The organism is Chrysosporum bergii ANA360D (assembly GCF_029891735.1).
Taxonomy (GTDB): domain Bacteria; phylum Cyanobacteriota; class Cyanobacteriia; order Cyanobacteriales; family Nostocaceae; genus Umezakia; species Umezakia bergii.
Window position 1 is genome coordinate 18161 of sequence record NZ_JANQDH010000043.1, and the last position, 14755, is coordinate 32915.

General features: G+C 41.5%; 11 protein-coding genes, 1 tRNA gene and 1 pseudogene. 6 read left to right on the plus strand and 7 right to left on the minus strand.

Features of this window, described 5'->3' with window-relative positions; translation table 11 throughout:
- Positions 1-77: 77 nt before the first annotated feature.
- From NWP17_RS06705 to NWP17_RS06715, 3 genes are read right to left on the minus strand one after another with little or no spacing between them, the layout of a single operon-like run.
- Positions 78-2081: a lasso peptide isopeptide bond-forming cyclase gene (locus tag NWP17_RS06705; protein ID WP_280654144.1), complete on the minus strand. Its 2004-nt coding sequence runs from the start codon at positions 2079-2081 to the stop codon at positions 78-80.
- Positions 2078-2521, minus strand: a complete 444-nt coding sequence (locus NWP17_RS06710; RefSeq protein ID WP_280654145.1) for a lasso peptide biosynthesis B2 protein — start codon at positions 2519-2521, stop codon at positions 2078-2080. Before NWP17_RS06710 ends, NWP17_RS06705 begins: the two co-directional genes overlap by 4 nt.
- Positions 2505-2819 (minus strand): PqqD family protein, encoded by a 315-nt coding sequence (locus NWP17_RS06715; RefSeq protein WP_280654146.1) that lies wholly within the window; start codon positions 2817-2819, stop codon positions 2505-2507. Before NWP17_RS06715 ends, NWP17_RS06710 begins: the two co-directional genes overlap by 17 nt.
- A 389-nt stretch (positions 2820-3208) precedes the next feature.
- On the opposite strand from NWP17_RS06715, the gene NWP17_RS06720 reads away from it, so the two are divergent.
- Positions 3209-3280: transfer RNA gene (locus tag NWP17_RS06720), tRNA-Gln, on the plus strand.
- A 562-nt stretch (positions 3281-3842) separates the two neighbouring features.
- Positions 3843-6110 (plus strand): GumC family protein, encoded by a 2268-nt coding sequence (locus tag NWP17_RS06725; protein WP_280654147.1) that lies wholly within the window; start codon positions 3843-3845, stop codon positions 6108-6110.
- A gap of 76 nt (positions 6111-6186) precedes the next feature.
- Here NWP17_RS06725 and NWP17_RS06730 read toward each other — a convergent pair whose 3' ends face one another.
- Complete coding sequence (locus NWP17_RS06730; RefSeq protein WP_280654148.1) at positions 6187-6663, minus strand: hypothetical protein; 477 nt, start codon at positions 6661-6663, stop codon at positions 6187-6189.
- A gap of 196 nt (positions 6664-6859) precedes the next feature.
- Here NWP17_RS06730 and NWP17_RS06735 point away from each other — a divergent pair, with 196 nt between their 5' ends.
- Positions 6860-8179 (plus strand): hypothetical protein, encoded by a 1320-nt coding sequence (locus tag NWP17_RS06735; RefSeq protein ID WP_280654149.1) that lies wholly within the window; start codon positions 6860-6862, stop codon positions 8177-8179.
- A 90-nt stretch (positions 8180-8269) separates the two neighbouring features.
- On the opposite strand, the gene NWP17_RS06740 is transcribed toward NWP17_RS06735, so the two are convergent.
- From NWP17_RS06740 to NWP17_RS06750, 3 genes and pseudogenes are all read right to left on the minus strand, one after another.
- Complete coding sequence (locus NWP17_RS06740; protein ID WP_280654150.1) at positions 8270-9415, minus strand: SpoIID/LytB domain-containing protein; 1146 nt, start codon at positions 9413-9415, stop codon at positions 8270-8272.
- Between the two features lie 413 nt (positions 9416-9828).
- Positions 9829-10170 (minus strand): annotated as a pseudogene (locus NWP17_RS06745) (transposase); the annotation flags it as partial.
- A gap of 53 nt (positions 10171-10223) precedes the next feature.
- Positions 10224-11183 carry a ribonuclease Z gene (locus NWP17_RS06750; RefSeq protein ID WP_280654151.1) on the minus strand — a complete coding sequence of 320 codons (960 nt, stop codon included), beginning with the start codon at positions 11181-11183 and terminating at the stop codon, positions 10224-10226.
- A 206-nt stretch (positions 11184-11389) separates the two neighbouring features.
- Here NWP17_RS06750 and NWP17_RS06755 point away from each other — a divergent pair, with 206 nt between their 5' ends.
- The 3 genes from NWP17_RS06755 to NWP17_RS06765 all read left to right on the plus strand — a co-directional run.
- On the plus strand, positions 11390-12529 hold the full coding sequence (locus NWP17_RS06755) for a carboxylate-amine ligase (protein ID WP_280654152.1): 1140 nt from the start codon (positions 11390-11392) through the stop codon (positions 12527-12529).
- 63 nt (positions 12530-12592) lie between these two features.
- Positions 12593-13630, plus strand: coding sequence for an agmatinase SpeB (gene speB / locus NWP17_RS06760; protein ID WP_425332652.1), 1038 nt, complete (start codon positions 12593-12595; stop codon positions 13628-13630).
- 114 nt (positions 13631-13744) lie between these two features.
- A partial coding sequence (locus NWP17_RS06765; protein WP_280654153.1) for a nucleoside recognition domain-containing protein occupies positions 13745-14755 on the plus strand: 1011 nt, incomplete at its 3' end.

Sequence of the window (14755 nt, forward strand, 5' to 3'; positions counted from 1 at the left end):
AGCTAATGAAAAGTAGATTGGTGATCTACAGGCTTGGACTTACGGTTTAATTACTACCTGCCAAGCAAGTTTTGAAGTTAGGGCTTCACCTGGGTGTGGTGGAGCCACAGGGATAAAATTGTTGCTCGCCAAACTGTCATCAGGTCAAAATCACTCACTGGTTTACCTGATGTGAATCTTTGATAAGCTTGATGCAAGAAGTCTATATTTATGTATTGCTCAAAGCAGGTTATTTTTTGGAAAATTACCTGATCCAGTAGTTGACGGTCTATGGTTAACATCCCTCGGAGAAGATTAGGTGTCATATCTGCCTTATCTCTACGCCATTGGACTTTTTCCGGTAGGATATTTGCTAGTCCGCGACGCATGACCATTCTGCTCCATCCTTGATTAAGTTTTTGCTCAGAAGGTAGGGCGAGACAAAATTCAATCAGTCGCTTATCCATAAAAGGATGACGGGCTTCTAGAGAAAACGCTGCTGCATATAAATCTGTTCTTTCCAAAATGTAAGGGAATATACCCGCAGTCAGATTTCGCCAATGTTCTTCTCTAGCTGTCAGGGGTAAACTTTGGGGTCTACCGCAGGTTTTAAGGCGCTGTTCTAGATTAATACACTTGGCAAAATTAGGGTTAATTAAAAACTGATTTTTTCGGCGTAAACTATGCCAAGTTTGCCGGATAGGTTGGGGAATTAGTTGACGTAAGCCCAACTTCAGCCACAGTTGTTGACGAGAAATACCAAAATGTTGATGAATTTTATTAGTTGCTTGGGCAAAGGCTCCCCAACGTGATTGTTGTGCCAATTCTGTTAAATATGCAGTGGCATGGCTATTGAGTAGGAATAATGGGGATATGTGAGGAAAATAGTGAGATATGATCTTAACTTCCTGGGCAAAAGTTTCCCATTCACCAAGACGCACCAACTCAGTTAGTCTCACCCCTCCATGGGATACTGTATTATCACCATCTAAACCGTCTAAAACTACTCGCATACCTGCTTGATGTGCGGCATGATTTAATCCCCAAACTAGGAAATGACTAGGGCCTGTGTAGGCTTGATCCTCGTATTGCCATATTTGCTCTAAGTCAGATAAAGCCGTGCGTTGGTCAGCGTGTATGTAATGAGTTTTTTGTGTACCTTGGTTTAGGACTGCGTTAATAAAAGGGCGTTCGTCACATTCAGGAACTTGATCGAAAATGTTGGAGAAGGTGTTTAACTGAGTTTTTCCTGTTTGGTCCAGAATTTGTCTGGCTACACAGGTGACTGCAGAAGAATCTAGCCCCCCACTGAGATGAGAAGCAATGGGGAAAACACTACGCAGACGACAACCCACAGCTTCTGTAAAAATTTCTCTAAATGCCTCAGCATAATCTGGGTCTGATTTGAGTTTTATTTCCCGGTGGGGGTCAAGGAACCAGTAGGGCGATAATTCTATACCTGATTGACTAACTCTCATGCTGTGAGCAGGAGGAAGTCTTAGTATGTCTTGATAGATGGTGAGGGCTGTTTCTTCGTGGTGTCCTATTAAGTAGTAGGCCAGCATCACCTCATTGAGGAGGGCTGGTACTGCTGGGAAACCCAAAACCGCTTTTAGTTCAGAGGCAAATAGAAAAATCCTACCAGGCTGGTGGTAATAATAGAATGGCTTGACCCCAAAATGGTCTCTGGCACAGAAAAGACATTGTTGACCTTGATCCCAAATGGCAAAAGCAAAGTCACCTAAAAGGTGCTTGGGGCAAGATTCACCCCATTTTTCATAGGCAGCTAATATAAATTCACTGTCTGTAATTTTATTTATTGGACCTGTGTCAAGTTTCAATTGTGATTGTAGTTCGTCCCGATTATCAATTCTGGCATCGGCAGTAATCACCAGGTTTCCTGCTTGTGCCACTAAGGGCAGTTTTTCCCATAAGGATTCAGCCGTTGTCCATAACATCCCATGTGCAAAACCAGTGGAACCTTCTACCCAGATGTTTGTAACATCAGCACCTCTATGGGCAATGAGATCAAGCAACTGTTCTAAATCTCGCCGGTTGACTGGATGTCCAGTGAAATCTTTAATGCCCACCATACCGCTCATATTTTGACTCCTGAAAGGGATGGTAGTGGGATGTAGCGGGAAAGCTCGTGGAGATTACCCATAACAACTATTCCTTGATGTTCAATCCAAGCATGAGCTTGTAGCTTTCCTGTTTGTTGTTTGACAACCCCTATCCGCAGTTTAGCGGAGTGTCCATAACGAGTCATCAATACTTGGGTGGTCAAGGCACGCGCTAAACACTTAGCATGGGGTATATATTGGGTTGCTGTGTTGATTGCCCAAAGAATTTTACTTATAGATACTGTTGCCGTTATCTGTCTTTGATTACTCCGTTGACTAATTTTGGTGAGGAGTTTCAAGAGGTGATGAAACTGTAGTAAGTGCAATCCTAGCGTGATTACTGCTAGTAAACAGAAAGTTTTGATGAAAAAATGGCGATCGCTCCTACTCAAGTACATAAATTTACGTAGTAATCTCATTTTTTACCTCTATTAATGCAACGGCGAGAAAGTCTTTCAGCAATGCGATCAGGTCGCGATCGCAATCTTCAGATGTCACTGCATACTCTTGTAAAAGAATCTGCTTAATATCTTTTACAGCTTTTGGCTGTTGAATCAAATTCCATATCCTCGTTCCTACTTCATTTACCCCGTGGTAAATTCCCGTATTGAGATGCAAAATCACCGCTTCTTGGCCAACCTCGGAAAATATTTGTTCTTTAACTGCTACAACTATGCAATTCTCGGAAATATCAGTATTTATTGGTGTAAAGTTCATATTTTTCTCCTATGACTGCCTATTTTCTCGATTCACCCGGTATTTTATCTTTTATTTGCTTTTTTCATAGACAAAATCAATACTTAGATAATATACTTACGTGTTATATCCAAAGCTAGTATACATAGATGTATTATTTATTGGGATAAGTTTACATAAAAAATACATAAATATGAAGTTTTCATAAAGCGTTGGAGAGTAGCTGACATGACTAGTTCAACAGAAAATTGACAAATTAGGTCTGTAGATGGCCTCTGGGTGAGATTTCTCAATAATTGCCACACTGCCCAGAGGCTGTAAAATCATTCCTCCCAACTGTTTTAAAAATTTCTGCTCAAACCACTTGACATTATTCCGGGGGAGATGCTAGATTATTTAATGTGAAACGTTGGGGCGTAGCCAAGCGGTAAGGCAGCGGGTTTTGGTCCCGCCATCCCTAGGTTCGAATCCTAGCGCCCCAGTTGAGGAGCAGAGGAATCTGCTCCTTGTTTTTTGCTTTCATTTTTGAGATTTTTGTAAAGACTGGATAGTGATGCTGGTCTTATGGGGTAATACATGATGAGCTAGTGTGATCAGGAACATCAAACTTGTGCCAGACTTAACCCGTGAGCCAACTAATTAAACAAGTTTTAGGAAATATGTTCACATTAGCGGGACAAGAGTTGCCATGGTTATTGAGTATATTATTGAACTTAAAAAAGAAAATGCCCCCGGAAAATAACATCACATAATGTGAATATAATGTAAAGTTTCTGTATAGCTTAGTAGATAAATGTAAGTCAATAAACAACTTTAACCAACACAATGTTAAAGTTATAAAAAATTGCTCCCAGTTACACAATATCTTCAGTAATGTATTGAAAATAATGTGTATGATACCCCAGTTATTACAAAAAAATACAGTATTAGCTTATTTTCCTCAGATGATATTGAGCAATATCAAGCAATAATTCCCAAAATCAACTACATACATTAATTAACTTGTCTCCGTCAAGAATTGCAGTAGTTTAAATTACCAATACTATGATCCAGTCACACAAATCTCCTCACCTGTTATCACAAGTGAAAACAATTCAGTTAAATGATTATGATGACGAATTGAATCTAGGTCAAATTGTCGCAGTCTTGCGTCGGCGATTGTTGTTAATTGTGAGTATAACAGGCTTATTAGCATCGGTAGCTGTATTAAAAGCAAAAACAGATCCTCCAGTGTATCAAGCGAATTTTGATATTTTAACTAAACGAGTAACTGGAGAAAGTCAGGTTATAGCCAGTGTACCTCAAACCCTCAATCCGCAACTGACTGGAAATAATGCTCAAGAACAACAAGAACTTCAGACCACAATTACAGTTTTGCAGAGTCCCCTGATTATCGAACCAATTATTGAACAGCTGAAGAAACAAGATCCACAGTTTATTGAAAGGCTGAAACTGCAATATCCAGAGTATATTGCTAATATTGAAGCTGAATATGCAGAAATCACCCCTAACCTGCTGTACAAATTTTTTGTTAAAAACTTAACTATTACCTCCGCACAGCCAAATATCATCAATGTTCAATTTATCAACCCAGATGAGAAACTAGCTAGAGATTTTGCTAACTTACTAGCAGAGGCTTATCTGAATTACAGTCTAGAGCAGCGCCAGTCAGATGTTGTCCAGGCAATTAATTTTGTTAATGAACAAAGAAAACCTTTAGATGAACGGGTAAAATTTTGGCAAAATGAGCTACGAAAATTACGATTACAAAATAGCTTAATTGACCCTACACAAAAATCTCAAGAATTGTCTACACAAATGGCTAATGTGAGACAACAGCAAATAGAAAATAGAGTAGAGCTAGAACAGTTAATAGCTAGATATCAAGATTTACAAAGTGAGTTAGCCCTCCAACCAGGAGAAAGGGCTGGTAATTCTTTGCTCGGTGAAAATACTCGCTACCAAAGTATATTGAATGAAATTCAAAAGGCAGACCTGGAAATTACAGAGAAGTTGGCCATATTCCAAGATAATAATCCCATTATCTTGACTTTGAGAGAGCGAAAAGCTTATTTACTGCCTTTGCTGACTCAAGAAGAATTGCGGGTACAAAAAGATTTACAAAGCCGTATCCGATCGCTGTCAGCCCGTGATAGTTCTTTGGTAGCAAAAATCGACAATCTCAACAATGAAATTAGAGTGTTAGCCACTATTAGCCGTAATTATGCCAACATTGAACGGGAATTACAAATTGCCACTGATGCCCTAACTCAATTTACAGCTACACAACAAGCCTTAGAAATAGAGAAAGGTCAAAAACAGCAGCCTTGGGTGTTACTTGATCCCAAATTGGCTAAAGTGAATAATCCCGGTGCTGTATCAGATAGTGCCACCAGGAACTTAGCAGTAGGCAGTGCTTTAGGTTTATTATTGGGTGTAGGAGCAGCTTTAGTGGTGGATAAACTCAGCAACATATTTTACACTGCTCAAGAACTCAAAGATACTACCAAACTGCCACTGTTAGGCATAGTTCCTTTGAAAAAAGAACTGGAAACAACTAACCAAAAAAATAATTTATCTCCAGCATTACCACCAGTGAATAACGCTTCATTTTTTGAAGTTTTTCGCTCACTGTACACAAATATTTTGCTGTTGGGTTCAGATATTCCCATTCGTTCTTTAGTTATCAGTTCACCGGGTCTGGGAGATGGTAAGTCTACTGTTGCCATACAACTAGCACAAGCGGCTGCAGCCATGGGTCAAAGAGTGTTACTGGTGGATGGTAATTTGCGTTGTCCTAGCTTACATACTCGGGTAGGACTAATGAATATTCAAGGATTAACAGATGTAATTTCCCAAGACTTAGACTGGCATAATGTGATCGAGCGATCGCCCTTGGAAGAAAATTTGTTTGTCATGATGGCAGGGCCTATTCCGCCAGACTCGGTGAGACTACTTGCTTCCCGCAAGATGCAGGAGTTAATGGATAATTTGCAAGCAAGTTTTGATTTAGTTATTTATGACACCCCACCCCTGTTGGGTTTTGCGGATGCTCACCTCATAGCTGCTAATACTAACGGTATTGTGCTAGTGGCAGGTTTAGGTAAACTCAAACGCACTGCACTACTACAAGTATTAGAAGAAATTCAAATTTCTGGTACTCCTATGTTAGGCATGATCGCTAACAGGTCTAAGGAATCTACTAGTGTTTCTCACAACTACTATCAGCAATATTACCAGCAAAATATAAATACTGAAATAGTAGGTCATGGTTCTGTTGCTTCAACTGCGAAGAAAATCAGAGGAAGGTAAAGAATGTAGGGACATTCCATGGAACGTCCCTACAAAAGTTAACCAAAGAGGCATATTGTATTTCTGGAGATATCTATTACTCTGGAGATTTTAAAGCTGCATCTAAAACTTGCCGTGCGTGTTCTGCTTTAGCTCGTGCTTCTTGGTAACGCAAATTAGCCTGGGCAAAGTTTTTCAAGATTTTAAAACCCTCTTTCAGACGAGAAATTTCTTCTTCTGTGATTAAACTATCTGAAAACAGAACATCAACAGCCTGACGAATTTCTAGTGCATCAGCCCGTGATTCTTGTACCTTCAGCTTAAGAGTGGCTAGATTATTCAAAATCTGGACAGCTTGGGTAATGCTGTCCTCGCCACCGACAGAATCATGACTTGATTCTTTTACCTCAATTAATTGTTGGGGGCCAAATCCCTCTTCCAGTTCCGTGGGCAGCTGACCCGCATCAATCAATTCTATCAGCTGATCCATAGCTTTCTCACGGGCTTTGGCTGAATCTTTTCCAGAAACAGTGAGTAGAATTTCTGGACTTTGAGCGAGAGTGTACTGAACCATACTTAGAGCAGAAAAATTGGTGATTAACCAAGCCAAGCCACATGATCATAACATGGGGGCGGTGTTATACCAATTCACTTCCAGCTAGACACAAATTATTAAATAAGACTAGCGGGCAAGATGCCCCCACTACAAACTAAAATAAAACTTTATACTTAAAATAAATGAAAGTAAATTCTCACAGGAGGGAAGAGAAGTGACTCCCAATCCCACCATTATGCAGGCTGTAGAAAAACTGGGCTACCGAGTGACTGTTGGTGATGTGTCAAGTCAGGCAGGGTTGAATATTGCCGAGGCTAGTCAAGGGTTGTTAGCTTTGGCCTCTGATGCTGGCGGACATTTACAAGTTGCAGAAACAGGTGATATTGTTTACCAATTTCCGCGAAACTTCCGCGATATTTTGCGTAATAAATACCTTCAGATGCGGTTGCGGGAATGGTGGAAAAAAGTATGGAATGTTCTCTTTTACCTGATCCGTATTTCCTTCGGTATTTTCTTAATTGTTTCCATTGCCCTAATAACTCTGACCATCATTATTATTGTTACTGCTTCTAACTCAGATCGGGAGGGTAACGATAGGGGTAGCAGTTCTCGGGAGGGTGGGTTCTTCTTTTTCCCCTTCCCAGATTTATTTTGGTACTTTAGCCCCAATTACTACGGTACCGGCTACCAAGAACGGCAATATCAAAGACAACAACGCAGAGGCAATCAAAGTAATTTGAACTTCTTTGAGGCTGTGTTTTCGTTTTTGTTTGGCGATGGTAATCCTAATGCTAATTTAGAAGAACGGCGATGGCAAGAAGTTGCTGCTGTGATTGGTAATCATCGTGGTGCTGTAGTAGCAGAACAAATTTCCCCTTATCTCGATGATTTGGGTGAAAGTTATACACAAGAGTATGAAGATTATATGCTGCCGGTGCTGACTCGATTTAATGGACAACCACAAGTAAGTCCTGAAGGGCAAATTGTCTATTATTTCCCAGAGTTGCAGGTGAAAGCAACTAAAACCAGTCCTCAGCCAGTACCAAGCCATTTGGAAGAATATCCTTGGCGTTTTAGTGCAGCCAGTTCAGGACAGATTATGCTGGCGGCTGGTTTGGGTGTGCTTAACTTGGTGGCAGCATTAATATTAGGAGGTTTGATTGCTGATGGTACTGCTGCTGCTCAATTGGGGGGGTTAGTGGCTTTTGTACAAGGTGTTTACTGGCTGTTGTTGGGTTATGGTACTGGTTTTTTAGCTGTACCATTGGTACGTTATCTTTGGATTCAATGGCGTAATCAAAAAATTGCCGCACGTAACCGCGATCGCCTGTCCCGGGTTAAACTATTAGCCAACCCAGATGAAACTTTACTGCGAAAAATCGACTACGCACAGCAATTTACCTCAGAAAAAGTCATTGGCAGTGAAGATTTAGTATATTCCACTGAAACCGACTTACTCGACCAAGAAGTTGAGCGTTCCGCACAAATTGACGCTGAATGGCAAAGGCGCTTACAACAAGGAGGTAGGGAGTAGGAGAAACCTACTCTTGCCAAAATTACTTAGGGCTGTCTGAATCAAGCTTTCACCTTGATATACCAGGTATTCTACTACCAAATAACTTTGTTACTTAGTTTTAATAGGCGTTAAAGTTACTCCTTGGTAATAATGTCCTAAAATTTGCAGGTGGTTGGCTCCTTGTCGAGCTAGATTGTATGCTCCCCACTGACTCATTCCTAAGCCATGACCAAAGCCTAAACCTTGTAGTACAAAGTTACCAGCCTCATCTCTACTGATACTAAAGCGAGTGCTTTTTAGTTTAAGTGCAGTACGCACTTCTTCACCTTTTAGCACCTTTGTACCTTTATCACCGACAATTTTTAAAACTTTAACGCTACGGAAAGGGGAATAGGCTTGTGCGCTCATGTCTTTGACATTGCCCACCCCAGAAATTTTAGAGCTAATTTCCTTGGGAGAAAAAGTTCTTACCCAATTACAGGCACTGATATTTTGGTCGTAGTCTTGAACAGCCCGGAGGTAAGCAAGGGGATTTCCCCAAACATCTTCCACATTTTCTGTGTGTCCCCCAGAACAAGCATGGAAAACCGAAAGAATAATCTCATTGTTATATGTTAATACTTTCCCTGCGGTAGAATCTACTGCCCCATAAGTAGCAGGAGATTCACTGATGACTCCTTTGTAAATCTGCCAACGGTCTGGACTATCCCCTAAATCATAGGTGGGATGATTGCGCTGTTGGTTGCGCTTGTAGAGGGCGTAAGTACGAGCGGCGATCGCTTGGGCTTTCAGTGCCTCTTCTGGCCAGCCAGCATCCATTTCACCACCGATGACACTGTAGAGGTATTCTTCTAAATCAACCCAGTTAATGGCATCTAAACCTTTATCTGTCGGTAAAACTAAAGTTCTACCACGATACCAGCGATCGCCAATATAAACAAAACCATCATCTGTTGGTTCAATCCAAAATAAACCAGACTGCCACCTATTCAGAGCCACACCACCGGGGATACTTTGGGCACTAAATGAACTCCTAGCTGGCAGTTTTCCGAGAGTACGTCCGGTACTATCTTTAACCATGGCAGTTGTGGAACTGCCAACTTTCACTTGATTAACTCCCCTCTGAATTGCCACACGCAGAATTACAGATGCTTGAGCCGGAGCTACTAAAGCCATCCACAAGAAGATACCTATCCACCAATGACGTACTTTAACCCGGGAAAATAAAGAACTATTAAACAGTTGAAATTTCATCTTGATCATTGAAATCACATTTAACTATCTGTTTGACCCTCTGGACCATAGTCTTTACTACCTAAGATAAGACTATTATCTACCCTGGGAAGTTGCCAGTTCTTTATAATTATGCAATAGTCATTAGTCATCAGTGATTAGTTTTTGGTTTTTCGTATAGGGCTTCCTAAACAAGCCTGCGATAAGCAGTATAAATAATCTACTGTAGCCATATGTGGGTCCATGTTCTTTAATGGCAACCACAATAATTATTATTTCTCTAGCCAGGTAAATGTTATCTAGAAGCCACGACAAAAGCGGCAGCAACCACACAAGCGGTTACCACGTTTTGGAAATTGTCAAGGGTATTGGTCAGGTAATTTTTAATTTTTAACTACCCACTACCCACTAATGGCTCTAATCTCCTAATTTGATCAAAAAGTATTTGGCAATTCTGCAATTGTGTTGGCTACAACAATAGTGCGGAAAATATGCTGCAAGCGCTCTAAATCAGAAACTTCGGTGATTTGGGGCATTAACTCCAAACCACGGTTACCAAATTTAGCTTCTAAAACCGTGGCGATGTTGGATAAAATTTCCTCTCGCCTTCCCCGTTGTTCACCAATACGAATACCACGCTGCTCAATTTCTTGATACCAGGGCGACTCACGTAACACAGCCATATCCCACCTCATAATTTCTTGAACTAACCTACTCTCCAGTACAAAAGTAGCAAAAAACGCCAGTACAGTTTCTAGTTGACTTAACTGTTCATCGTAAATAACATTACATCCAGAACTGTTGATAAATTTGAGTAGTTTGTATTTTTTTACTGAATGATTTCCGTTAATTCAGCTTCTCGTCGCCTGGGTACAGCATAACTCCAGAAATCATAAGCCATATCTGTATTGGGAAAAATTGCCCTGGCCTCATCCAGTAAATCTTTTAACTCTATGGGGTTTCCGGGAGCATAACGGGGACTGAAATGAGTCATAATCAGCCGATGCACTCCTGCTGCTAAGGCTGTTTGCGCCGCCATAGTGGTGGTAGAATGCAGTCGCTGAAAGGCTAAATCCGCATCTTGGTGGGCAAAGGTAGCCTCATGAATTAATACATCGGCATCTTGGGCTAATTCCACCGCACCATCAGAATAAATTGTATCTGTACAGTAGGCTATTTTGCGTCCAATTTCTGTAGCACCACATAATTCAGTACCCTTAATTATTCGTCCATCGGCGAGAGTAACTGTTTGACCACGCTTGAGTTGTCCGTAAATTCGACCGGGAGGAATGGCCAAGGCTTGGGCTTTTTCCACATCAAAGCGTCCTGGTCGGTCTTTTTCTGCTATGCGATAACCAAATGCTGTGATGCGGTGATGTAAAAGACCACAGCTAACGGTATATTCTTCGTCCTCATAAATTATTCCCGGATGGACAACATGAACTTTCACCGGATAGGAAAAATGTGTGTGGGAGTAACGTGTACAGGCTTGGATATATTCATTTAATCCAGGCGGTCCGTAAATATCCACTCGTTCGACATTACCACCTAAACCGCAACTGGCCAGCAGTCCCATTAAGCCAAATATATGGTCACCGTGCAGATGGGTGATAAAAATCCGGGATAGTTGGCTCATTTTTAGGTCACTCCGCAAAATTTGATGCTGAGTACCTTCGCCACAGTCAAATAACCATAGTTCCGCCCTTTGGGGTAATCTTACCGCCAGGCTGGAAACATTACGCGATCGCGTGGGTACACCAGAACTCGTCCCTAAAAATGTGATCTGCACAGCGTTTTTTGGCCTTCCTCTTGATCTACTTTACCCTTGTTGTTTCTTACCTTCTATATTGACACGGTTTTTGAGCAAAATACTTTCCCTTGTATTGGGATATGTTAATTATTTTTCTCAGCTTTAAAGCAGAAGTACACAAGAGAAAATGTGAATTACACTAACTCACATCTGCCAACCTGTACTAGCCAGAAGCACAAAACAGTATGACAGGCATAGAATTTAACAGATCTCCTCAATTTTCTCTAGGGATGGAGATTGAATTGCAACTGCTTAATCCTAATACCCTGCAATTAGTAGATGGGATTTTACCTTTGTTAGCAGAAGATGGGGAAAATTCTTTCATTCAGCCAGAGTTTAACCAAGCATCAGTGGAAATTTTTTCGCCCGTGTGTGGGAATATCCATGAGTTAGAAACCAGTATTTTGGCCATTCTTTCTCGCCTTAAAACCAAATGCCAAAACCTAGGGATGAATATTTGTACAGCTGGTACTCATCCATTTTGCCATCGCTTTACCACCGTTACCCCCATTCCCAGATATATCGCCCAACAGACTGCATCTGGCTATTTAGCAGATATGATGATGACTTTTGCTTTGCATATTCATGTAGGAATGCCATCAGGTGATGCAGCAATAGATATGATGGCTAGGCTGAAACCTTATCTGCCCATTTTACTAGCCCTGTCTGCCAGTTCCCCTTTTTGGTGGGGTCATGATACCGCTTTTGCTTCTTATCGCCACTGCTTCCTATCATCCATGAGAACCTATGGTATGCCTCCCAGGTTTAAAAGTTGGCAGGATTTTGCTGATTTCTTTATCACCGCCCGACACGCTGGAATGTGGGAGATTATTCGGGATATTCATTGGGACTTACGCCCCCAACCTGATTTAGGAACTTTAGAGGTGAGGGTGATGGATGCTCAACCAACAGTCAAAGAATCAATTATGCTGGCAGCCTTCGTCCATTGTTTGATATTGTATCTTTATGATTGCCGGGAAAGAAAAGAAACAGGATTTTTGTTAACTCCTCTACCTTGGTTAATGGAAAAAGAAAACTTTTTTAGAGCCTCTCGCTGGGGTTTAGATGCCCATTATATTGAAGATCACCAAGGCAACAGCAGACCCATCAGGGATATAGTCCAGGATATTATCAATGCGATCGCCATGACTGCGGATATTTTAGAAGAAAAGTGGTATTTAAATCTACTGGCACAACGACTGGAAACAGGCCCTAGCTATATCCGCCAGCGACAAGTATTTAAAAGTACCGGTTCTTTAAAAGCGGTGGTTGCTTCTTTAGTCAGGGAACTAGAAGAAGAATTAACTTCATTCAGCAAAGCTTGATTTTTTAGCTAGGATGTATTTGGGTGTACGTTAACAGCTGATCCAGGCCTGTATCAAACCATTATGACTGAAAAACCAGACTACAATCCCAGTGGCGTAGGTGAAATAAATGGCAACATTTTCGGCTTGCCATACGATTATCAATCTGCCAACCTGATTATCATTCCTGTACCCTGGGAAGTAACTGTATCTTATGGTGGTGGTACAGCCAACGGACCACAGCGAATCCTCGACGCTTCAGTTCAACTAGATTTGTTTGATTTTCATCATCCTGAAGGCTGGAAACAGGGAATTTTTATGATGAAAGTTCCCCAAGATATCTTAGAAAAAAACACATATTACCGCACCTTAGCAGCCAAAATCATCACCCGACTAGAACAAGGGCAACAATTGACACACCCGCCAGATTTAACTTCGCTACTCTCAGAAATTAATCAAGCCGGGGAACAGGTGAATAAATGGTTATTCACCCAGTGTCAAGCAGCAATGAAACAAGGGAAACGAGTTGCAGTTATTGGTGGTGATCACAGTGTACCTTTAGGTTACTTCCAAGCATTAGCGGCTAAATACGCTAATTACGGCATTTTACACATTGATGCCCATGCAGATTTACGCAACGCCTATGAGGGATTTACCTATTCCCATGCGTCTATTATGTTTAATGCCCTGAAAATACCCCAAATATCCCAGTTAGTGCAGGTGGGCTTGCGTGACATTTCCCATGATGAAATGGCAATGATTGATCAATCAAACGGACGGATTATTGGTTACTATGACCCAATTATTAAACAAAAGCTCTACTCTGGCAGCACTTGGATTGATTTATGCCGAGAAATTATTAGTCATTTACCAGAATATGTTTACATTAGTTTTGATGTGGATGGACTTGACCCCAAACTTTGCCCAAGTACGGGTACTCCTGTTCCTGGGGGGTTAGAGTTAGAGCAAACTTTTTGTTTATTTCGGGAGTTGGTAAACAGCGAACGTAAAATTATTGGTTTTGATGTCTGCGAAGTGGGTGATAGTGAATGGGATGGCAATGTTGGGGCGCGAATTGTTTACAAACTAGGGAATTTAATGGATTTATCTTTAAGTTCATGAAACCATATGTAGTGCAATTGCGCGAAGCGCGGTGCCAGAGGCAATCCCTCCAATTCCAAGATCATTCCTCAACAGGATACAATACTGTATTGTCATCCCAGTCTATATAGATAGATGAAAAAATCATCATCCCCCCTCAATGCCATTTGGCTATTTATGATTGTTTCCGCCACAGTGGTGGCAGCCTATAACGGTAATATGGCCGCTTTAACAGAGGCATCCTTTACAGCAGCTGAAACTGCCGTCACCCTGGCCATTGGACTAATCGGGGCTATGGCGCTGTGGTTGGGAATTATGAAAGTGGCTGAAACCGCAGGGATGATGCGATTTATTGCCCGCTTAATTCGTCCGGTGATGAGTAGACTTTTCCCGGAAATTCCCGTTAATCATCCCGCTATGTCGGCAATGGTCATGAATATGGCAGCCAACGCCTTGGGCTTAGGAAATGCTGCTACCCCCATGGGTTTAAAGGCTATGGCAGAACTGAATAAACTTAACCCCTATCCGGGAACGGCTACACCTGCCATGTGTTTGTTTTTGGCCATTAATACCTCCTCTGTTACACTGTTACCCCTCAGTGTAATTACTGTCCGGGCTAGTGCTGGGGCGAGCAATCCTGCGGCAATTGTCCTGCCCTCAATTATTGCTACCATTATTTCTACAGCGATCGCCATTATCGCTTGTAAACTTTTTGCCCGTAGTGCATCCCCTCATCTAACCCCTTTATCATCCCCATTAGAAACCACAGACAGCAAAACCCCTGAAGACGAAAACCCCGGAACCGAATTAATTCCTCCGGGTATAATTGGTAATATCGTTTTCGGAGGGTTAATTGTAGCATTTTTAGCAGCTGTATCCTATCGCCTCTCTATCCGAGGATTGCCTCATATATTTAGTATGGTTTTTATTAGTAACCTTTCTAACTGGCTACTACCCATTTTAATTTGTTTATTCTTGTTATTTGGCTATTTCCGCGGGGTAAAGGTTTACGAAGTTCTCACCGAGGGAGCAAAAGAAGGCTTTGAAATTGCCGTCCGCATCATACCGTTTTTAGTAGCAATTTTTGTGGCTATTGGGATGTTTCGCGCTAGTGGCGCTCTTGATATCCTTACTGCCATCATTTCT

Coding starts and splice junctions, on each gene's coding strand:
- NWP17_RS06730 (WP_280654148.1), bottom strand. CDS start 6,663: ATGGTTCAGTACACTCTCGCTCAAAGTCCAGAAATTCTACTCACTGTT.
- NWP17_RS06755 (WP_280654152.1), top strand. CDS start 11,390: ATGACAGGCATAGAATTTAACAGATCTCCTCAATTTTCTCTAGGGATG.
- NWP17_RS06725 (WP_280654147.1), top strand. CDS start 3,843: ATGATCCAGTCACACAAATCTCCTCACCTGTTATCACAAGTGAAAACA.
- NWP17_RS06740 (WP_280654150.1), bottom strand. CDS start 9,415: ATGAAATTTCAACTGTTTAATAGTTCTTTATTTTCCCGGGTTAAAGTA.
- NWP17_RS06715 (WP_280654146.1), bottom strand. CDS start 2,819: ATGAACTTTACACCAATAAATACTGATATTTCCGAGAATTGCATAGTT.
- NWP17_RS06710 (WP_280654145.1), bottom strand. CDS start 2,521: ATGAGATTACTACGTAAATTTATGTACTTGAGTAGGAGCGATCGCCAT.
- speB (WP_425332652.1), top strand. CDS start 12,593: ATGACTGAAAAACCAGACTACAATCCCAGTGGCGTAGGTGAAATAAAT.
- NWP17_RS06705 (WP_280654144.1), bottom strand. CDS start 2,081: ATGAGCGGTATGGTGGGCATTAAAGATTTCACTGGACATCCAGTCAAC.